The sequence below is a fragment of the Sphaerotilus sp. genome (assembly GCF_034519685.1).
Taxonomy (GTDB): Bacteria; Pseudomonadota; Gammaproteobacteria; order Burkholderiales; family Burkholderiaceae_C; genus Sphaerotilus.
In genome coordinates this window covers 92,294-112,646 of record NZ_JAXHOF010000001.1, presented here as the reverse complement: position 1 = coordinate 112,646, position 20,353 = coordinate 92,294, and the positions used below count along the sequence as shown (strand labels likewise).

The 20,353-nt window shown below is 67.5% G+C and carries 17 protein-coding genes and 1 pseudogene; 5 read left to right on the top strand and 13 right to left on the bottom strand.

Going from position 1 to position 20,353, the window contains the following annotated elements; translation table 11 throughout:
- The first annotated feature begins 60 nt into the window (after positions 1-60).
- Positions 61-1,217 (top strand): IS3 family transposase gene (locus U5O44_RS00495; RefSeq protein WP_416222103.1). Its coding sequence is split into 2 segments (ribosomal slippage): positions 61-343 and positions 343-1,217, totalling 1,158 coding nucleotides; the frame shifts between segments, so codons are not numbered across the junction.
- Positions 1,218-1,292: 75 nt separating this feature from the next.
- Here the strand turns inward: U5O44_RS00495 and U5O44_RS00490 are convergent.
- A protein-coding gene (locus U5O44_RS00490) for an IS3 family transposase (protein WP_322586503.1) occupies positions 1,293-2,470 on the bottom strand; the annotation gives its coding sequence in 2 pieces (ribosomal slippage) (positions 1,293-2,203 and positions 2,203-2,470; 1,179 coding nt in all).
- Between the two features lie 51 nt (positions 2,471-2,521).
- Positions 2,522-2,677: pseudogene (locus U5O44_RS00485) on the bottom strand (ISAzo13 family transposase); the annotation flags it as partial.
- A 169-nt stretch (positions 2,678-2,846) separates the two neighbouring features.
- On the opposite strand from U5O44_RS00485, the gene U5O44_RS00480 reads away from it, so the two are divergent.
- Entirely contained in the window at positions 2,847-4,859 is a 2,013-nt protein-coding gene (locus tag U5O44_RS00480) for a ParB/RepB/Spo0J family partition protein (RefSeq protein ID WP_322586502.1), read from the top strand.
- A gap of 60 nt (positions 4,860-4,919) precedes the next feature.
- Here the strand turns inward: U5O44_RS00480 and U5O44_RS00475 are convergent, their stop codons facing one another.
- Positions 4,920-6,101 carry an integrase domain-containing protein gene (locus U5O44_RS00475; protein ID WP_322586501.1) on the bottom strand — a complete coding sequence of 394 codons (1,182 nt, stop codon included), beginning with the start codon at positions 6,099-6,101 and terminating at the stop codon, positions 4,920-4,922.
- A 1,220-nt stretch (positions 6,102-7,321) separates the two neighbouring features.
- Here U5O44_RS00475 and U5O44_RS00470 point away from each other — a divergent pair.
- From U5O44_RS00470 to U5O44_RS00460, 3 genes are read left to right on the top strand one after another with little or no spacing between them, the layout of a single operon-like run.
- Positions 7,322-8,377, top strand: coding sequence for a PRTRC system protein D (locus U5O44_RS00470; protein WP_322586500.1), 1,056 nt, complete (start codon positions 7,322-7,324; stop codon positions 8,375-8,377).
- Positions 8,374-8,676 (top strand): hypothetical protein, encoded by a 303-nt coding sequence (locus tag U5O44_RS00465; protein WP_322586499.1) that lies wholly within the window; start codon positions 8,374-8,376, stop codon positions 8,674-8,676. The genes U5O44_RS00470 and U5O44_RS00465 overlap by 4 nt, the downstream gene beginning before the upstream one ends.
- Positions 8,677-9,138, top strand: a complete 462-nt coding sequence (locus tag U5O44_RS00460; RefSeq protein ID WP_322586498.1) for a CFI-box-CTERM domain-containing protein — start codon at positions 8,677-8,679, stop codon at positions 9,136-9,138. It begins immediately after the preceding gene.
- A gap of 855 nt (positions 9,139-9,993) precedes the next feature.
- On the opposite strand, the gene U5O44_RS00455 is transcribed toward U5O44_RS00460, so the two are convergent.
- The 10 genes from U5O44_RS00455 to msbA are packed head-to-tail and all read right to left on the bottom strand — an operon-like array spanning position 9,994 to position 20,316.
- The gene (locus U5O44_RS00455; protein WP_322586497.1) at positions 9,994-11,034 is read right to left on the bottom strand and encodes a hypothetical protein; all 1,041 of its coding nucleotides are present in this window, start codon (positions 11,032-11,034) and stop codon (positions 9,994-9,996) included.
- Positions 11,035-11,061: 27 nt separating this feature from the next.
- Positions 11,062-12,516, bottom strand: coding sequence for an MBOAT family O-acyltransferase (locus U5O44_RS00450; protein WP_322586496.1), 1,455 nt, complete (start codon positions 12,514-12,516; stop codon positions 11,062-11,064).
- A 27-nt stretch (positions 12,517-12,543) separates the two neighbouring features.
- Complete coding sequence (locus tag U5O44_RS00445; RefSeq protein ID WP_322586495.1) at positions 12,544-13,527, bottom strand: glycosyltransferase family 2 protein; 984 nt, start codon at positions 13,525-13,527, stop codon at positions 12,544-12,546.
- Positions 13,524-14,108, bottom strand: a complete 585-nt coding sequence (locus U5O44_RS00440; RefSeq protein WP_322586494.1) for an acyltransferase — start codon at positions 14,106-14,108, stop codon at positions 13,524-13,526. Before U5O44_RS00440 ends, U5O44_RS00445 begins: the two co-directional genes overlap by 4 nt.
- Position 14,109: 1 nt before the next feature.
- Positions 14,110-15,219 (bottom strand): DegT/DnrJ/EryC1/StrS family aminotransferase, encoded by a 1,110-nt coding sequence (locus U5O44_RS00435; protein ID WP_322586493.1) that lies wholly within the window; start codon positions 15,217-15,219, stop codon positions 14,110-14,112.
- Between the two features lies 1 nt (position 15,220).
- A complete protein-coding gene (locus tag U5O44_RS00430) occupies positions 15,221-16,225 on the bottom strand; it encodes a WxcM-like domain-containing protein (RefSeq protein ID WP_322586492.1) in 1,005 nt (334 codons plus the stop codon).
- Positions 16,218-17,042 (bottom strand): glycosyltransferase family 2 protein, encoded by an 825-nt coding sequence (locus U5O44_RS00425; protein WP_322586491.1) that lies wholly within the window; start codon positions 17,040-17,042, stop codon positions 16,218-16,220. The genes U5O44_RS00430 and U5O44_RS00425 overlap by 8 nt, the downstream gene beginning before the upstream one ends.
- A gap of 15 nt (positions 17,043-17,057) precedes the next feature.
- Positions 17,058-17,948: a glycosyltransferase family protein gene (locus tag U5O44_RS00420; protein ID WP_322586490.1), complete on the bottom strand. Its 891-nt coding sequence runs from the start codon at positions 17,946-17,948 to the stop codon at positions 17,058-17,060.
- Positions 17,945-18,535 carry a peroxidase-related enzyme gene (locus U5O44_RS00415; protein ID WP_322586489.1) on the bottom strand — a complete coding sequence of 197 codons (591 nt, stop codon included), beginning with the start codon at positions 18,533-18,535 and terminating at the stop codon, positions 17,945-17,947. Before U5O44_RS00415 ends, U5O44_RS00420 begins: the two co-directional genes overlap by 4 nt.
- Positions 18,536-18,585: 50 nt before the next feature.
- Positions 18,586-20,316 carry a lipid A export permease/ATP-binding protein MsbA gene (msbA, locus tag U5O44_RS00410; RefSeq protein ID WP_322586488.1) on the bottom strand — a complete coding sequence of 577 codons (1,731 nt, stop codon included), beginning with the start codon at positions 20,314-20,316 and terminating at the stop codon, positions 18,586-18,588.
- Positions 20,317-20,353 lie beyond the last annotated feature (37 nt).

The following is a 20,353-nucleotide window of genomic DNA, read 5'->3' as shown; positions in this document are numbered from 1 at the left end:
TGTCGTGGTCCAATTTAAACGGACACCTCGATAGGGGATTTTTGACCCGAAGAGGAAAACATGACAGACATGAGCAAACAACCGCGAAGAAAGTTCGACCCGGCCTTCAAGCTGCAGGTGGTGCGGATGATTCGAGAACAGAACGTGAGCCTGAGCCAGGTGTGCCGGGACATGGACCTGGTGGACAGCGCGGTGCGACGCTGGGTGGAACAGTACGATGCGGAGCAGGCGGGTGGGCCCGGGCAGGGCAAGCCGTTGACGGGCGACCAGCAGCGCATACGCGAGTTGGAGGCCGAGAACCGTCGCCTCAAGGAGGACGTCACGCTGTTAAAAAAAGCGTCTGCCTTCTTTGCCCGGGAACTGCGGTGACCTACGAGGTGATCAAGCAGGCGGCGAAGAAGGCCGAGGTGAGCAGGCTGTGCGCACTGCTGGAGGTCAGCCGCTCGGGGTTCTACGCCTGGCGGGTGCGTACCGGTCGACCCGAGGCCGTGTGCGCCACCGGTGTCCGGCTGAAGGCGGCGTTCGAGGCCAGCGGGCGCTGCTATGGCAGCCGCCGGCTCACGGCCGCGCTGCGTTCGCAGGGTGTCGAGGTCGGCCGCCACCGGGTGCGCACGCTCATGAGGCGCCACGCCCTGCAGGCCCGCTGGCGGCGCAAGTTCGTCCACACCACTGACAGTCGGCACGATCTGGCCGTGGCCGACAACGTGCTCGACCGGCAGTTCCAGCCCACCGCCCCCGACCGGGCCTGGGTGTGCGACATCACCTACATCCGCACCCGCAGCGGCTGGCTTTACCTGGCCGCCGTGCTCGACCTGTACTCGCGCAAGATCGTCGGCTGGGCCTGCGCGCCGAGCATGCCTGCCGAGTTGGTCTGCTCGGCGCTGCACATGGCCCTGAGCGTGCGCCGGCCTGCGCCCGGGCTCATCGTCCACTCTGACCGCGGCAGCCAGTACGCCAGCCTCGTCCACCGGGCCATGCTCCAGCAACACGGCATCGTTTGCAGCATGAGTCGCCGGGCAAACTGCTGGGACAACGCCGTCATGGAGCGCTTCTTCCTCAGCCTCAAGACCGAACGTGTCTGGCAGCGTGACTATGCCAACCACGCCGAGGCGGCCTCCGACATCGCCGACTACATCGTGCGCTTCTACAACCCTGTGCGCCTGCACTCCACCCTGGGCTATCTCTCCCCGGCTGACTTCGAGCGCCAGTCCGCCTGAACCCGCTTTTTACCTATCGGACTGTCCGAAAAAACTTGACCACGACAGTGTCCTGTCAACCGTGGACAGTCGAAGTTAATGCGCAGAGCGCAGTTGTTGATAGAACTGCCGAGCAAAGACGGCAGGCGGGAGGTTGCCGATGGCGCTGTGGCGACGCTGGCGGTTGTAGAAGACCTCGATCCACTCGGTGATTTCGGCAATGGCCTGAGCGCGGGTGGCAAAGCGCCGGTGGTGGACGAGTTCGTTCTTCAGGCTCCCCCAGAAGCTCTCCATCGGGGCGTTGTCGTAGCAGTTGCCGCGACGTGACATCGACGCCCGCATGCCCAGTGCATCGAGCGCATGGCGGTAGTCGCGGGCGCAATACTGGCTGCCCCGGTCGGAGTGGTGGATCAGCCCGGGCGGGGGTCGGCGCCGGGCATGGGCGTGGCCCAGCGCGCGCAGGCAGAGCTGCTGGGTCATGCGCTCGTCCATCGCATAGCCGACGATCTCTCGGGTACACATGTCCTTGAGTCCGGCCAGGTAGAGCCAGCCCTCGTCGGTGCGGATGTAGGTGATGTCGGTGAGCCAGATCCGATCAGGGGCGCTGGCGGTGAAGTCCTGCAGCAGCAGGTTGTCGGCCACGGGCAGCAGGTGCTCGGAGTCCGTGGTGACGCGAAAGCAGCGCTTCTGCCGGCAACGCAGCGCCATCGTGCGGCGCAGTCGGTCCACACGGTCCCGCCCGGCCTCGAAGCCCTGCGCCCGCAACTCCGCCAGCACCCGGCGCGTGCCGTAGGTCTGGCGGCTGGCCGCATGCACCCCTCGGATGGCCACCTTCAGCCGCTCGTCGTCGCGCTGACGGGCCGAGGCTGGCCTCTCGCACCAGGCGTAGTACCCGCTGCGCGAGACCCCCAGCGCCGAGCACAGCACCGCCACCGGATAGTCGTGTCGAGCCTGCAGCTCCTTCATGACCGCGTACCTTGCAGCGACTCCCTCGCAAAGTACGCGGCCGCTTTTTTTACGATTTCGCGCTCCATCTCCACCCGCGCCAGTTCCCGGCGCAGCCGGCTGACCTCGGCCTTCAGTTCCGCCACCGAAGGCTCGGCCGCCTTCAGCGCCTGCGCTCCCCGGCGCTGGCTGCTCGCCACCCAGTTGCTCAGCGAGCCCTTCGGAATGCCCACTCTCTGGGCTGCTTCCTGGTGTGACAGCTTCTGTTCCAGCACCAGCTTTACCGCTTCCGCCTTGAACTCTGCTGTGTAGCTTTGGTTCTTCTTCATCGTCTTTCTCGTCGTGTCACCGGGTCAAGTGGGTGTCCACGGAAGTCAGGCTACCTCAGTCAGGCCGACCGCACGCGCAACCGTGCTGACCCCGCCGTAACCCAACGCGCGCGCCTCGGTCGCCGCCCACAACCGACGCATCTGCTCGTCCATGACGTCACGAAGCGCCTCGTACTTCTCGGCGATCCTGGATTCGTCAGCGTCCATCCAGCGATGCTAAAGCGTTCGATGCAACTTGTAAAAGTAATTTGCTGACGGCGCCTAAGCTGACTTTCGATGCACTTGCCGCGCAGCACTTGCACGTGCGAAGTCCGATGAGATGCTGAACGCATGGATACGCGATGCGTGTCCCGTTCACCCAACTCAGGAGTCGCTGATGAAATTCTCCAAAGCCGAAATCGAAGCCGTGATCGCGGCCTCGCCCCGCATCACCGTGCCGTTCAACAAGCTGGCGCTGTCGCCTGACTACCAGGTCCGCCCGAGCGGCAGCACATCGAAGATGAGCATCGCCGAACTCGCAGCCTCGATCAGGGCCAGCGGTGTGCTGCAAAACCTGATCGTCATCAAAGGCCCGCGCAGCCAGTTCGAGGTCTGCGCTGGAGGCCGTCGCCTGGAGGCACTGACCGTGCTGGTGACGGGCGGCGACATTCCGGACAACTACCCCGTGCCCGTGCTCGTGGTGCCCGCCGACAAGGCCTTGATCGCGAGCCTCGCCGAGAACTGTTTCCATGTCCCGATGCAACCCGCCGACGAATTCAGCGTCTTCGCCAAGCTGATCGCCGAGGGCAAGTCGGTCGAGGACGTGGCGGCGGCATTCGGCGTGACGCCGCTGGTGGTCAAACGCCGCATGAAGCTGTCGACCGTGTCGCCGAAGTTGATGGCGCTGTTCCGCGACGAGAAGATCAGCCTGGATTGCCTGATGGTGCTGGCCTCGATCGACGACCACGAGCGGCAGGAACAGACCTGGGCCAACCTGCCTTCGTGGAACCGCAGCCCGGACCATCTGCGCCAGATGCTCACACAAGGCGAGATTGACTCCGGCAAGGACAGCGTCGCCCGCTTCGTCACACTCAAGGCCTACGAGAAGGCCGGCGGCTCGCTGCGGCGCGACCTGTTCAGCGACAACGACAAAACCGCCTACCTGCTCGACGCACCGCTGCTGGATCGGCTGGCCCTCGACAAGCTCCAGAAGACCGCGAGGCAGAGCGCCGTGGAAGGCTGGAAGTGGATCGAAGTGCGTGCCCGGTACAACTTCGAGGAATTCTCGAAGCACGGCGAGGTGCGCAAGGCACGCCGCACACCAGACGCGCGGGAAGCCGCCGCCATCGCCGAACTCGAAGCGCAGATCGCTACGCGGCACGAGCGGTTGGAAACGTTGGCGGACCAAGAGAACGATGATGCCGGCGAAGACGCGGAGTTCCTCAAGCTCGAAGCCGAGGCGGAAGCCCTGCAGGCGCAGGTCACCGCGCTTGAAGACGCTCTGAGCGTGTGGCCCACCGAGTTGGTGGCTCAGGCCGGATGTGTCGTGTTCGTGGGCAACGCCGGTACCGCTGAAATCAAGCGCGGTCTGATCCGACCCGAGGATCGCAACGGCGTCGTCGATGCGGCTCGGGAGGCCGTGAAGGGCAGCCCGCACCATGGCACCCACAGTGCCCTGGTCTCGCTGCCCGCGGCGAACACCCGCCCGGTGCATTCGGAGAAGCTGATGCGGCGCCTCACCGCGCATCGGGTGGCGGCCATCCAGGCCGAACTCATGTTTCGGCCCGACGTGGCGCTCGCAGCCATCACGGCGCAGTTGGCGATCAAGCTCATCAGGGACGGCTTCCGCTGCTTCCGGGGCAGCGACGACGCCTTGAACGTCAGTGCCACCGACACGCACGATGGCTTGCGTGGCGAAGCCGAGGACATGACGGAGAGTCCCGCGTGGAAGCAATTCGACACCGAGCGGCAGGCCTGGGTCCAGCGCCTGCCACGAACCTCTGAGGCAATGCTGCCCTGGCTGCTGCAGCAGGAGCAGACGACCGTGATGCAGTTGCTGACCTTGCTGGTCGCCTCCAGCGTGACCGGTGTGTCGGGTGTCGAACGCGAAAAGCAGAGCACCGATGCACTCGCCACCGCGCTGAACCTGGACATGACCAAATGGTGGACCGCGACCAGCACGTCCTACCTCAGCCACGTTTCCAAGTCCCGCATCCTGGACGTGGTGACCGAAGCGGCAGGTGCCAACGCTGCCAGCCCGCTGGCCGCATTGAAGAAGGATGACGCGGTGACGGGTGCCGAGCAGACCATCGCCGGCACCGGATGGTTGCCCGCGTGTCTGCGCACGCTGACTCCGACGGTGGCGCAGCAGGAAGCCGAGTCTACGGAAGAAGAAGCCCAGGCAGCATAGGGGAAGAGGCATCGGGTGCGGCGCAGCGAATGCCTGCGCCGCACCCTCTCCGAGGACATGTCAAGCCGGGACCGGATCGGCGTCGTCCTGGCCGGGGCGGTCGCGCGGCAGGGCTCGTTTGCCCAAGACGGCACCTAAATAAGCCCCCGCCGCGCGCGTGCGCGAATGGCCTGCTGCCTTGGCAACCGTCAGGCGCGCCGCCTTGTCGATCTCCGGCGGCACCGGCCCGCCGCCGCGAACCGGCGACGCTTGACCGGTCTCGTCCTGGTACAGGTTGTTCAGCATTTCGTGTCGCAGGCCATGGCTGGTCGCACCCAACTGCCGCATCGTGACGCCGAACTTTTCGAGCACGTAGTCGAAGCGGCGCAGGTTGCGCTTCAGATCCCGGTCCGGATCGCCCATATGCGCGTCCAGGCCGACCGCCACGTCCTGCGCGTGCTTCACTGCGGCCAGCCGCGCCGGTGAATCCAGCGCCACGAAGCGCAGCCGCCCGCCCTTGCTGCCTTCCTTGATGCGCGCGTACCGATCCGCTTCCCGTTCCTCGGGCGGCAGACCCGTCGCCTCGAACGGGACCAGGTTGCGGTGCGGCCGGAACATCACCGACTCCTTGCGCCGCAGGCCCAGCGCCAGGCTGAGCCGAAGCGATGCCCCGACGTAGCGGTCATAGGCGCCTACCTGCTCGATCAGCGCGGCCACGTCGATGCCCTGGGCCGACCAGCTCTTGTCCCGTTCGGCCAGGCCGGTTCGCTGGTATTCCGTCAGTTCCAGGCCGTAGTGCTGCGGCTGCCGCACGAACCCGTGCTTGCCCATCCACATCGCCAACCCGCGCAGGAAGCTCAGGTAAGTCTGGATCGTGCCGGGCGCCAAGCGCTCGCGCTGCCACACCTCGACCATCGCCCGGACATGCTTCTGTCCGAGGTTGCGCGGGTCGGGCAGGGTCTTGAAGCCGGCCTTCTGCTTCAGGTCGTGGAAAAAGCGACGCAGAAACTGCGCGCGCTCCAGGCGGGTCTTGTGGGAGACGGTCTTTTCGAGCGACGTGTGCAGGGTGTTGAAGAGTTCAAGCAAAACCTCCAGCACCTGTGCTGGCGGCGTATGGCCGATGCGGTAGCGCGCCAGGATGTCCTGCGGGCTCAGGCCCGCCCAGTCCTGGCGGCGGATCGGTTGAAGAGGTGTCGCGCGGCCGGCTCCGGTGGAGCCTTGGGCGCGGCGGCTGTGAGGGCGATGAAAGTGAAGGTTTGACATGGCAGTGTTCCGTGATGGCCGCACGCTGTCCCGAGCAGCGCGCAGAGATTGACGAAGAAGCCTGGAATTCCAGAAGTCACCGGCAGACGGATTCCGTCATCACGCCGGTCAGCGGTCGATGTGAGGCGCAACGCGCGACCGCGAACGTCGTTGTGCCTACCCAGCAGTTCGCCAGCCGACATCACCACCCACGGGCAGCGGCATCAACCAGCTCGGTCAACCTTAAAAATGAACATGTGATCCGTCCCGTTCGCGCATTTCTGCGACCGTGGGGTTGTGGATGTCGCGCGCCTCAAGGGCGGCGAGCATCAGCGGCGAGGTCGAGCCTCGACGCCTTGTGGTGGATCAGTTCTGTGTCGTAGCGCCATTCGCTCGCATGGGTCCACCCCTGACCGATGAGTCCAGGGCGGTGTCGAGCTGACGAGCGGTGACGCGCGGGGAGCCCATGAAGGGCAAACACAACCGCGCGCTGCGTGAGACGCTTGCTCGAAGGAATGGCGGGAACAGCGGTGCGGCATCGGGTGCCGACCAGGTGGTCGAAAGCTGCGGCGCGTTTCAGGAACGCCCAGCGTATGAACGCTGGCGGGGCCACAGGCAATGCTCTACGAAAGGGTCCACGAGAAGACCTCGGGGCCATCGCCTCGGAGGGCGGCGGCTGGGCTGGTTCAAAGACCGGCGCTTGGAGGGCAGGTAACGACTGCGACGCCTTTTGCTCCGCGAGGGAGCTGGCCAAGGAGTGCCACGGGAGCCGCCAGTAGACAACCGACCCGACACGGCGTCAATGCGCTGGCGTGCAAAGCGCCGGAAATCGGCGCCGATTGCGGATGGCAAGCAATGCGGCGGGATGCGCTGCTGATGGCCTTCAATTTCCCGACAGTGACCAACAACGAGGCTGCGCGCGGGGTTGACACGGAAAACTGCGGCCTCAGGTTCCTACCGGGATTCTGGGAGAGGGATGAGCGAGAGCAGCAGAGCGCGCCATGTCTGGCCTGGTGTGCCCTTGACAGGCCGCCTTCAGGTGAGACCGTGGTTCGACACGCAGGCCTTCCCGCTGGGCTTCGGCGACGGGCTCGTTCTCGGCTGTGAACCGAAAGCGTTGTGCTCGGACTCGGTTCAGAGCTGATCCCGAAACCGGCCGTTTGGAGGGGGCGTTCTGCGTGGATTGAAGGCACCGGCTTGCCGATGCTGATCACCTTGCAACCCAGTCTTGGAGACTTCCTATGGAAATCATCGTTCGAGCGGTGGATGTCGGATTCGGCAACACCAAATTCGTTACCGACGCGATGAGCAGCAAACCCGGCGATATCCGCTGCGCCAGCTTCCCGTCCCGTGCCTATCCCAGTGCGCGCGACCCATCGAAGACGCTGGGCGGGGAAGGGCGCAAGACCTTCGCTATTCCCATCGACGGACTGTTCTACGAAGTCGGCCCGGACGTGATGCTGGCTGCGGACGCCTTCCGCGCGACGCAAATCCACGGCGACTACATCGACACGCCCCAGTACCTGGCCTTGGCACGGGGTGCACTGCGCATGATGAAGCTCGATGTCATCGACCTGCTGGTGGTCGGTCTGCCTGTGGCGGTGTTCGCCGCGAAGAAGGCCGCACTGGAGAAGTTGATGACGGGTCGCCACGACGTGGGCGGTGGCAAGGCCGTGTTGGTACGCAAGGCACTGGCGATGGCCCAGCCGAACGGCGCGCTGATCGACTACGCGACGCAGCACAACAAGGTCGAAGCCATGGAGCACGAGCACAGTCTGGTCATCGACCCGGGCTCGCGAACATTCGACTGGCTGGTAGCGCGCGGCATGAAGCTCTCGCACAAGCAGAGCTACTCGGTCGATCGCGGCGTCTCGAACATCCTGCAGCTGATCGCCGACGACATCAGCCACGAGATCGGCCGGCCGTACACCAACCTGGACAACATCGACCTCGCGCTGCGCACTGGCAAAGACCTGACCATCTACCAGCGGACTTACAAGCTGGCCCGCATGAAGCCGATGGTCGAGATCATCGCGAAGGAGGCGGTGGCGGCCATGATGCAGCGTATCGGTGAGTCGTACAACGTCCAGCACGTCATCCTCGTCGGGGGCGGCGCCTTCCTGTTCAAGAGGGCAGTGAAGGAAGCGTTTGCGACACATCAGGTGCTCGCCGTGAAGGAGCCGATGTTTGCGAACGTCCGGGGCTACCAGATCGGCGGCACGAACTACGCTCACACGGTGTTGGCAACTGCCGGGCGACCAGCTCGCGCTGTTTCGGGCGAAGGAGAGGTCGCATGACGCCAAAGACCCGCCCGAACGACGAGCCGGTGCGCCTGCTGTTCGAAATGACGCGCGACGACAACCCGCGCCTGTACGACGATTTGATCCGGTTCAACAAGGGGACGAAGCGGGTCAACCGGCTTCGCTTCCTCGCCCACGAGGGGCTGCTGGCGCAGCTCTGGATGGTGACGCCGGTCGGGAATGGCACGCCCGTCATGGCAAGCGCCGCCCTGCCAGCGCCGCCCGGCGTGAACCCGATGGCTGCTCGCCATACAAACCACGCCTTTGACGCTCCACCTGTTGGCGAGGAGGCTTGAATGAAGGCAGCGGGAAAACGTTGCCGACCGTCGGCCTGGGTCAGCGCATCGGAGTTGGCGCAGATGGGCGTTTGCGAGCGCCTGGTCGTGTTCGAACACCGGTACGGCAAACGACGCTTGCCCGAGCAGCGGGCCGCGATCGAGCGCGGCCGGCGCGAACATCAACGGTTCTATCGTGAAGGGCGGATCGCGTCCGCACCGCCTGGGCGCTGCTTCATCGCAACCATCGTGTTCGGCGAAGGGCCGGAGACGCGGACTCTCAGGGCGTTCAGAGACCAGGTTTTGCGGCGCGGGCCGACGGGCCGGCGGCTGATTGCAACCTACTACCGGATTGCGCCGTGCGTCTGCCGGATGCTGGTGCGGCAGCCGTGGACCCATTCGGTGCTTCGGATCGCGTTGCAGCCGGTGATCTGGCTGGCGCTCCGGTGGCTGAGCGCGACGGAGGCTCGTCGTGCACCTTGAACTGCTGTGCACCATCCTTTGCGGGCTCTTCGTCGCCTGGCTGGTGTGGCGTGCCCTACGGCGCCGAAAGATCAGGACGAGCGATTGGTTGCCCCACGCACTCGGAGCCTCGCGGCTGGCCTACGCCGAGCAGCATTTCAGGTCGGCTGGGCCAGTGTCGGTGTCCGCCAGGGTAGATCGGGCGTACCGAGACCACGCGGGTGTCGTGACGTTGGTGGAGCTGAAGACGAGGAAAGCCGACGAGGTCTATTTGTCGGACGTCATCGAGCTGTCGGCACAACGATTCGCACTCAGTAGTCAGACGGGCGAGGTTGTCGACGCGACGGGGTACGTGGTCGTCCGAATCGCAAGTCTCCGTGCCAGCTATGTCCATCAAGTAGACCTGTTGGCTGCCGACGAAGTCCAAGCTTTGGTCGCTCGGAGAAAGGCCCTTTTGCAGGGAACGGTCAAGCCGCTGCAAACCTGCAGGCCTGGTCTGTGCAGAAGCTGCGCGTTTCTGCAGCCTTGCAAACGTTGAACACTGAGCCGACGTTGCTCACCTTCGTCGGACGACTGCGGTCATGGACCGGAAGCCAACGAAGTTGAAGGCCTGCCCTCGGCTGATCGCATCGTTGGTCCAAGGAGGGACACCGTGACCCTGGGCGCGCTCTGGACATCGGAATGACTTCGATGAGAATCAAGCCTGCAGCCGGTCTTCAGCTTGGATCTATGAGTTCCATAGCGTCGCACGGACGATGGGTGACCGGCTGGGTGGGTAGGGCGATCCACAACGCGAGAAACGCAGCTAAGCTACTGATGCATAAGCAGAAAATTCCTGGGTCAGAACGGTACGACATCGTGCTGCTGTAGGGTGGATCACGAGCGCGTCCTGGCCACCAGCCACGCATGCACCCGCGCCCCTGTCACCCGGTAGCCGTCCGGTGAGGTGTGGGTGTCGTTCGGGCTGTAGAGATCCCGGGTCTGGTGAATCCGCTGCGCAAACTCGGCGAACAGGTCCGGCCCCAGTCCAGCCGCTTCCAGGGCGGCACCGGCCGTCCGGGTGGCGGCCGTCGATGCGGCGGGCAGGTAGACCGTGCTCTTGTTCGGCATCACCACCCATGTGATGGCGAGATCGGCATGCCGACGCGAGATCTGCTGCATCTGTCCGACCGACGACGCCGTCAGCGGTGGCGAGGTCCGGTCGTCCGCGAAGAACAGTCCGCGTTCGCACAGCGGGTGGCTGAAGCGCAGGCAGCCATCCGGCACCCGCTGGATGCGCACCCGGTCCGCACCGCCCGTGTGGTGGAGCAGCTCTTCGGCCTGGGTGGTGCGGGCGCGGTGCGTGTGCCAGCTGGTCAGCAGCCCGGTGAACAGCGTCTCGCGCGTGTTCAGGCCGAAAGGGCCCGCCGTGGCCCAGTCGCGCGGGGCCTGCTGTGCCGACAGGCGGCCCGGCCGTGTGTGTGTGCAGGCGAGCGCGGCGTCCAGGTGCGCCGCCAGCCCGCGCTCCACCGATTCGACCACCACCGCCGATCCGCGGAAGCCCTGGGCCCGCAGCACTTCGCCCAGATCGGCGCACAGCGGGCCGATCGCCTGCCAGCCGATGGTGGCCACGCGCAGGCCGCGCTCGACCAGCACCGACTGCCACAGCAGCGGCACGGAAAAGCTGTCCCCGATCACCAGCACATCGGCTGCCTGCAGCGTGCTCGACACGCGCAAGGCGGGGTCGATGGCGCGTGTGGCCTGTGTCGGGCCGAAGGCGGTTTCCGACAGGCGCCCGAGCCGGGTGAGGTCGCCCTGGAAGGGGGGCGTCAGCAGGGTCCACAGCAGCAGCCCGACGACCGCGGCCAGCATGGCACCGAAGACACGCAGCCAGAGGCGCAGGCCGTTGTCGGGGGGGTGGGCATCGTAGGTCGACATGGTCGGATCAGGTCACATCACATCGCATCAGAACTGGAAGTACAGGAACGCGCTGTGCGAGCCGAGTCGCGACACCCCGGCACCGAACAGCAGCCCGATCACCAGTGCGCTGGCCACGGCCCAGGCCCGTCCGCTGCGCTGCGGCGGCAGCCAGCGCCCGAGCTGGCCCGAATTCGGCAGACAGAACGCGACCACGCTGCACAGCAGGAAGGTCCGGTAGAACTCCGACACCTTGTAGGGCAGCTCGAACCCTTGGAACGGGCTGCTGGCCCAGCCGTTCAGGCCCGCCATGCCGCGGTACATGGCGCCCGCCACCTCCAGCGACTCTGCCCGGAACACGACCCAGGCCACCGTCACGGCGGCAAAGGTCAGCACCCCGCCGGCCAGCCGCTGCAGCCGTCCGGACGGCGAGGGGCCCATGTCGCGGCGCCAGAGGTGGTTGACCACCAGGAACAGCCCGTGCAGCGCGCCCCAGACGACGAAGGTCCAGGCCGCGCCGTGCCAGAGCCCGCCCAGCAGCATGGTCAGCAGCAGGTTCAGGTAGCGGCGGGCACGGCCGCATCGGCTGCCACCGAGCGGCACATAGAGGTAGTCGCGCAGGAAGGTGGACAGCGAGATGTGCCAGCGGCGCCAGAACGCGATGATGCTGGTGGCCCGGTAGGGCGAGTCGAAGTTGATCGGCAGCTGGATGCCCAGACACAGCGACAGCCCGATCGCCATGTCCGAGTAGCCGGAGAAATCGAAGTAGATCTGGAAGGCGTAGGCGAGGGCGCCCAGCCAGGCGGTCAGCGTGGAGAGGTCCATGCCCTTGCCCGCCGCCGAGAACACCAGGTCGGCGTACTGTCCCATCGGGTCGGCGAGCAGCAGCTTCTTGCCCAGCCCGACCGTGAACGTGGCCAGCCCGAGCACCAGCTTGGCGTGGTCGAGCCGGTAGCTGGCCGGGTTGGCGAACTGCGGCATCATCTGCGCGTGGTGCAGCACCGGGCCGGCGATGAGGTGCGGAAAATAGGTGACGAAGAGCAGGTAATGCGAGAACGAGCGCTCGCGCACCTTGCCCGCCCAGGCGTCCACCAGGAAGGCGATCTGCGTGAAGGTGTAGAACGAGATGCCGATCGGCAGCAGGAGGTGGGGCAGCGGCCAGTGGGTGCCGGCCACGGCGTTGATGTTGCCGAGGAAGAAGTCGGCGTACTTGAACACGCCGAGCAGCCCCAGATTCGCTGCCAGCGCGCCGCGCAGCCGCCACAGGCGCACCCGCTCGCTGCGCCCGGCCTGCGGCGTGACCCACAGGCCGGCGAGGTAGTTGAAGCCGATCGAGGCCAGCAGCAACGGCAGCGCCGACAGGCTCCACCAGCCGTAGAAGAACAGCGACGCTGCTCCCAGGAAACGCGCCGCCGCCAGTGCCCGCTGCGGCCCGAGCAGGTAATGCCCGGCCAGCACCAGCGGGAAGAACAGGAACAGGAACTCGTAGGAGTTGAAGAGCATGTCGGGAGATCTGTGGCCGTGGCCGTGTCAGCGGCGTCGCTGCGCCTTCCAGGCGTCCACGCGCACGGTCAGCCCGGCGAAGGCCACGCGCAGCCACTTGCCCAGGCGCCAGCCGGTGCGCACACGAAAGCCGCTGTCCCACAGCAGCGACAGCGGCGGTCGCTGGCCCGGATCGGCCAGCAGCGCGGCGACGAACTGCTCGCGCTGCTCTTCCCGGTCGGTGGCGGCCTGCACCGTGTCCAGGCAGCCGGCCAGTGCGGCGTCACGCCGCCACTGGCGGTGCAGCGCCAGATGCCGCTGTGCGACCCGCTGGAGGCGGCTGCGCAGCGCAGCGCCGTCGGCATCGACATGCCGTCCGGACACCCCGCCGCGCCGGTAGCGCAGCAGCGGGGCATCGACTGTGCAGGCCCCGCCCGCGCACAGCGCCCGCAGCGTGTTCACCTGATCTTCGAGCTGGCAGTCGGCGGCCATCGGACCAAAGCGCTCGAACAGCCGACGGGTCACGGCATGGGCCGCGCCGATGACATGCGGACGGCGGCGCGCCCAGTCCTCGACGCCGCGCCACTGCGCCAGATCGTCGACGCGCAGCACGCCGAGGTCCGTGCCGTCGAGGGCCATGTCGATGACGTGGGAGGCGACCAGGTCGGCCTGGCGCCCCGTGGACTCCCAGGCCGCGCGCACCCGCTGGGCACGCTCCGGCAGGCACAGGTCGTCTCCGGCCATCAGCAGAATCAGCGCGCCACGCGCTTCCCGCATCACGGTGTTGACATGCTCGCCGAGGCCGAGGTTGACCGGGTTGCGCCGCGCGATGACCTGGTGCGGGCCGCGGTAGGCGGCGGCGTGGGCCTGCATGCGGGCGAAGGTGTCATCGGGCGAGGCGTCGTCGGAGAGCAGGATCTCGATCGGCTCGCCGGTCTGGGCCAGTGCGCTGGCGATGGCGGCGTCGATCAGCGGGGCTTGCCGATAGGCCAGCACGACCAGCGTCAGCAGCGGGGCGGGTGCCGTGGTCATGGGGTGTCGAGCCTCTTGAGGACACGGGCCGGAATGCCGCCTGCGACCACCCCGGGCGGAATGTCCGACAGCACCACTGCCCCGTTGGCGATCACCGAGCCGCGCCCGACCGTCACGCCCTTGAGCACGCGCACGTTGGAGCCGAGGAAGACGTCGTCCTCGATCACCACAGGGCGTGCCCAGGCCGGGTCGGAGCGCGCCCGGTCCGCCAGCCGAAGACCGTGGAAATCGCTGTCGAAGATCTCCACCCCGGTGCCGACCAGCACGCGCCGGCCCAGCGTGATGCGGGTGTGTTCGGCGATGGCGCAGAAGTTGTTGTTCAGCACGGTGCCGTCGCCGATGTGGATGGCGGCACCGGGGTTGCGGGCTTCGAGGTAGGCCAGCGTGGTGTGGAAATGCGGCGAGGGGTAGACGCCGATGGTGACCCGGCCCTCGAAGTGGATCTCGCCCCGGCCGGTGGCGTGCAGTGGCTGGCGCAGGCGCGGCCGGCCGACGCACTGCGCCGACGACAGCAGCCGGTGCAGCAGGATGCGCGGGCGCTGCATCCAGTGGTTGAGGCGCGTCGCGAACGGTGTGCCCACGTCAGGCCCGGAAAAAGCGTGCGATGACCCCGACGACCTCGTCGACCTGCTCGGCTTGCAGATGCGGTCCCATCGGCAGGCTGAGCACCTGGTCGGCCAGGCGCTCGGCGATCGGCTGGCTGCCTGGGCCGAGGCCGAGGTCGGCGTAGGCCTGCTGGCGGTGCGGGGCGATCGGGTAGTGGATCAGCGTGCCGATGCCGGCCTCGGTCAGCGCAGCCTGCAGCGCGGCGCGGCGCGGTGTGGTGACCACGTAGAGGTGCCAGGCCGAGTCTGCCCATTCCGGGGCGACTGGCAGGGTCAGATCCGGCCCCGCCACGGCGGCCAGGCCTTGGGTGTAGCGGGTGGCGAGGGCACGGCGGCGGTCGTTCCAGGCGTCCAGGCGCGCCAGCTTGACCCCCAGCACGGCGGCCTGCATCGGGTCCAGCCGGCTGTTCCAGCCCTTGACCTCGTTGACGTACTTGACCCGCGAGCCGTAGTTGCGCAGCACGCGCAGGCGGTCCGCCAGCGCCGGATCGTTGGTCGTCACTGCGCCGCCATCGCCGAGCGCGCCCAGGTTCTTGCCGGGATAGAAGCTCCATGCGACCGCGTCGCCATGCGCGCCGAGCGGGCGGCCCTTGTAGCGCGCTCCGTGCGACTGTGCGCCGTCTTCGAGGATGCGCAGGCCGTGCCGGCGGGCGATGGCGCACAGCGGGTCCATGTCGGCGGGCAGGCCGTAGAGGTGGACCGGCAGGATCACGCGGGTGCGTGGCGTGATGGCCGCTTCGACACGCTCCGGGTCCAGCGTGTGGGTGTCGGCCCGCGGCTCCACCGGCACCGGCGTCGCGCCGCACTGGCTCACCGCCAGCCAGGTCGCGATGTAGGTGTTCGACGGCACGATCACCTCGTCACCCGGCCCGACATCCATTGCGAGCAAGGCCAGGTGCAGCGCGTCCAGTCCGTTGGCGACGCTGACCGCCTCCCGGGCCTGGCAGAAGGTGGCGAAGGCCCGCTCGAAGGTTTCCACCTCCGGGCCGAGGATGAACCAGCCGGCGTCCAGCACGCGCTGGATGGCGGCGTCGATCTCCGGCTTCAGTTCGGTGTACGGGGATTTCAGGTCGAGGAAGGGAACCATGTCAGGCGTTTTCGCTGGGTGCCTCGGGTGTGGCGGCTGCGCACAGCCCGAGGAAGGCGTTGTAGTCGCGCACGTAGTCGGCGGCGTCGTAGTAATGCGAAGCGAACACCAGCAGCAGGGCGTCCGGCGAATACTTGTACTGGATGCCCCACACCATCGGCGGCAGGTGCAGGCCGACATCGGGCCGGTCGAGCAGGAACTCCTGGCGCTGCACCCCGTCGTCCGCCACCGCGCTGCACTGGCCGCGCACGCAGATCAGGAACTGGTGGCACAGGCGGTGCGCGTGTTCGCCGCGGGTCTCGACGCTGGGCACATCGAACACCATGAAATAGCGCCGCACCGGGAAGGGAATCGAGCGCTCGAACTCGCCGACGCTCAGGCTGCCGCGGATGTCGGTGACCCGGGGCAGGCGGTGCAGCGTCACGCCGCGCACGCGGGACTGGATGAAACCGGGCTTGTCGGGCAGGGCGGGGGCCTCGGCCTGCGCACTGGCGGCCGCCGCGTCGACGTAGCCGATGATGCGCGCCGGATTGCCCACGACGATCGCGTTCGGCGGCACCGAGCGGGTGACGACCGATCCCGCGCCGACCATCACGTTGCGGCCGATGGTCAGCCCCGGCAGGATGGTGGCGTTGGCGCCGATCGAGGCGCCCGCGTCGATGACGGTCTGCAGGAAGGCCTGCGGGCGCTGGCGGCTGCGGGGAAAGCGGTCGTTGGCGAAGGTGACGTTCGGGCCGATGAAGACATCGTCGGCCACACGCAGCCCGTCCCAGATCTGCACGCCGCTCTTGACCGTGACCCGGTCGCCGATGACCACATCGCCTTCGACGAGGGTCTGCGCACACAGGTTGCAGTCGCGGCCGATGCGCGCGCCGGCCAGCACGACGACGAACTGCCAGACCCGTGTGCCGGTGCCGATGTGCGGGCTCTGCACGTCGGCCAGCGGGTGGAGGAAGGGGGTGTCCAGCGATGCAGGCCGTTCAGGCTGTTCAGATTGTTCAGACATGCTTCCAGGCTCCGTTCTCGCGCAGCATGTGCAGGCTGTGGCCGGTGCGTCGGGTCTCTTCGGCCGACCACTGGTCGCGCTGGCGCTCGCGCTGCAGCTTGAAGCGCTTGCGCGCCAGCCAGCCCATGCCGAGGCGGCTGTAGAAATAATGCCGGTCGCCGAGCGCCTTGGCGCCGGTTTCCTTTTTCATGGCCTTCTGCGTGATCGAGCCGAAGTGGTGGAACACCGCGTCGCCGACCGTGCCGACCGGGATGCCGGCCCGCTGGCAGCGCACGAGGTATTCCATGTCCTCGTGGCCGCCGAGCCGGCGGTCGGTGTCGGGGAAGCCGATGGCCTCGAACACGCTGCGGTGGACCGCGAAGCACACGCCGTGGAACCAGTCCCGGCGCACCGTGCCGGCCATCTTCACGAGGTACTCGGGGGCGAACTGCGCGAAGCCGTAGTCCTCGGCGCCTTCCAGCAGCGCGGGACTGACGACCTTCAGTCCCTGGCGTTCGGCGGCATCGAGCATCGCGTCGATCGCGCGCGGCCCGGCCAGCACGTCGTTGTTCAGCAGCACGACCCACTCTGCCTCGCCCGCCAGCAGCGCGCCCTGCGTCCACGCGCCGCCGCAGCCGAGGTTGACGCGGTTGCGCAGGTGGCCGAGGCCGGCGCCCGCCCGCTCGGCCAGCCGCTGCGGCGTCTCGTCGGTGCTGGCGTTGTCGATGACCAGCACGTCGGTGGGTCGCACACCCTGCGCCTGCAGGCTGTCGAGGCACAAGGCCGTGTAGCGCCACTGGTTCAGGACGGGGATGACGATGGTGTAGCGTGAACTCATGCCGACATTGTCACGTCACGCGACCAGCTTGTAGTGCTTGTGGCTCAGGTCGAGCCCGAACCAGCGCTCCAGCCGCATCGCGTGGCGGTGCTTGCGCTCGCGCGAGGTCAGCATGTGCTGCGGGTCGGGCGTGAAGGCCGTCTCGGCGTCATGTGCCAGCCAGTCGGCCATGCACAGCGGGTGCGTGCCGGTGAACGGGCGCAGCGCCTGCGGGTCGATCGTGTAGCGCATCTTCGGCGGCTGGTGCGACCAGTATTTGCTCACCTGGTCCATCTTGGCCTGCATGTAGTCGAGCCGGCGGACGTGGCCGTAGTGGTAGATGTGCGCGTTGGCGAGCGCGGCTTTCGGGTGGCGGCCGCGCCGGTGCTTGTCCATCACGACCCAGAACTGGCCGTCCGGCGCGTAGGAGCGGATCGTGTTGCGGATCAGCCGGCATTCGCGCCGGTACCACGCCGGGCTCACCGCCAGCCACTGCGGCGAGCCGTAGAAATGCAGGTAGTCGAACACCAGCGCCTCGACCGCCGGGTTGCCGTGGTGCCGGTCGACCGAGGCGCGGATCGCCGCCAGCTCGCCCTCGTGCAGCACCTCGTCGCCTTCGAGGTAGAAGGCCCAGTCGCCGGTGCAGGCGTACTGCGCGATCATCTTCTGCTGCGCGTAGACGAAGCCGCGCTCGGCCATGCGCTCGTTCCACTGCGTGTCGAGGATGCGCAGCTTCGGCTCGGTGGCGGCCAGCGCGTGGACGCGGGCGACGGTGTCGTCCTCGCCCGCGCCGAGCGCGATGACGAACTCGTCCACCAGCGGCAGGATCGAGCGGATCGACGCCTCGAACGGGAAGCCCAGCTTCACGCCGTTGCGCAGGAAGGTGAAGCCGCTGATGACAGCGCTGGCGGCGGGCGTGGGGGTCATGCGCGGGGCGGGCGGGGCTGGCGGCCCATCAGGAAGAACTCGTCGTTGGGCCGCATGCCGATCAGGTTGGCCATGCGGTTGGACAGGCCGAAGAAGGCCGTGATGCCGCCGATGTCCCAGATGTCCTCGTCGCTGAAGCCGTGGGCGTGCAGGGCGGCGCTGTCTTCCTCGCAGAGGGCGGCCGAGTTCAGGCAGACCTTGAGCGCGAAGTCGAGCATGGCTTTCTGGCGCGGGCTCAGGTCGGCCTTGCGGTGGTTGACGGCGACCTGGTCGGCGATCAGCGGGTTCTTCTCGTAGATGCGCAGGATGGCGCCGTGTGCGACCACGCAGTAGAGGCAGCCGTTCGCGCCCGAGGTGGCCACGACGATCATCTCCTTCTCGCCCTTGGTCAGCCCGGACGGGCGCAGCATCAGCGCGTCGTGGTAGTCGAAGAAGGCGCGGCATTCGTCCGGGCGGTGGGCGAGCGCCAGGAACACGTTCGGCACGAAGCCGGCCTTCTCCTGCACGCCGAGGATGCGGGTGCGCAGGTCTTCGGGCAGCGTGGCGAGGTCGGGCACGGGGTAGCGGCTGATCGGCGGGGTCGTCATGGGCAGGGTCTCCGGGGTGTTCCGTGGTGTGGTGGATTGTCGGGGCTGAATCAGGTCTGGAACTGAAGGGCATGCAGCCGGGCGAACAGGCCGCCACGAGCCAGCAGTTCCGCCTGGGTGCCTTGCTCGGCGATGCGCCCGCCTTCCAGCACGACGACGCGGTCGGCGCGCTCGATGGTGGACAGCCGGTGCGCGATGACGATCGCGGTGCGCCCGACCATCAGCCGCTCCAGCGCCGACTGCACCAGCCGCTCGGACTCCGAGTCGAGCGCCGAGGTGGCCTCGTCGAGGATCAGGATCGGCGCGTCCTTGTAGATCGCCCGCGCGATCGCCAGCCGCTGGCGCTGGCCGCCGGACAGGCGCTGGCCGTTGTGGCCGATCGGGGTGTCGATGCCTTCGGGCAGGGCCGCCGCAAAATCCTGCAGGTTGGCCGCCTGCAGTGCGGCATCGACCCGCGCCCGGTCCACCGTCTGGCCGAGCGCCACATTGGCGGCCACGCTGTCGTTGAACAGCACGACGTCCTGGCTCACCAGCGCGAACTGCTGGCGCAGTGCGGTGACACGCCAGTCGGCCAGCGGGGTGTCGTCGATCAGGACAGCCCCCGCCGTGGGTTCGACGAAGCGGGCTAGCAGGTTGATCAGCGTGGTCTTGCCAGCCCCCGACGGGCCGACCAGCGCCACCACCTGTCCGGCCGGGATCTGCAGGTCCACGCCCTGCAGCGCCGGGGTGTTCTGTTCGCCGTAGGTGACGCTCACCTGCTGGAAGTGGATGTTGCCCCGTGCACGCCCCGGATCGAAATTGCCACCGCGCTCGACAGGGGCGCCGTCGATCATCGCCATGCCCCGCTCCAGCGAGGCCAGGCCCCGCGTGATCGGCACGGCCACTTCCGACAGCCGCTTGATCGGTGCCACCAGCATCAGCATCGCCATCACGAAGCCGACGAAGCCGCCGACGGTCTGGTTGTCGTGCCCGCTCTGCCAGAGCGCCGTGACGATGACGGCGGACAGCGCGATCGAGGCGATCACCTGCGTCAGCGGCGTCATCGTGGCCGCGGCAGCGACCGACTTCATCGCGATGCGCCGCATGTCCTCGCTCTTGGCTTGGAAGCGGGCGGTCTGGTGCTGCTGCGCTCCGTGCATCCGGACCACGCGCCAGGCCTGGACGTTTTCCTCGACGGCGTAGGCCAGGTCGTCCGTGGCCTGCTGGCCGAGCAGGGTCAGGCGGTGCAGCCGGCGGCTGACGGTGCGCATCACGAAGGCCACCGCCGGAAACAGCACCGACACGAACAGCGTGAGCTGCCAGTTGATCCAGAGCAGGTAGCCGAGCAGGGCCACCAGCGTCAGCAGGTCGCGCAGCAGCGTCAGGCCCGAGGTGGACAGCTGCAGCGCGCCGGTCTGCACTTCGTGGGCGACCATGTTGGTCAGGGTGCTGGCGGAGTGGGTGGCGTAGAGCTGCGGGTGCGCGTCCATCAGGCGGCGGAACAGCGCCTCGCGCATGCCCTGCGTGCCGCGGTAGGCCACCCAGGCCAGTGCGTATTGGCCGAGGTAGCCGGCAATGCCGCGGATGGCGAACAGGCCGATGATCGCCACCGGCACCTGCCACAGCGGGATGCCGGCCGCGCCCTGCTTGAAGCCGGAATCCAGCAGCCGCTGCATCAGGCTGGGCACCAGGGGTTCGGTGGCGGCCACGACCATGGTGCACAGGGCGGAGACGACAAAGCCCGCCCGGCTCGGTGAAAAATAAGGCCAGATGCGGCGCAGGCGCTGGAAAAAGGAGGTCATCGGAGCGGGCGAAAGCAATTCTGAAGAGCGGGGCGCC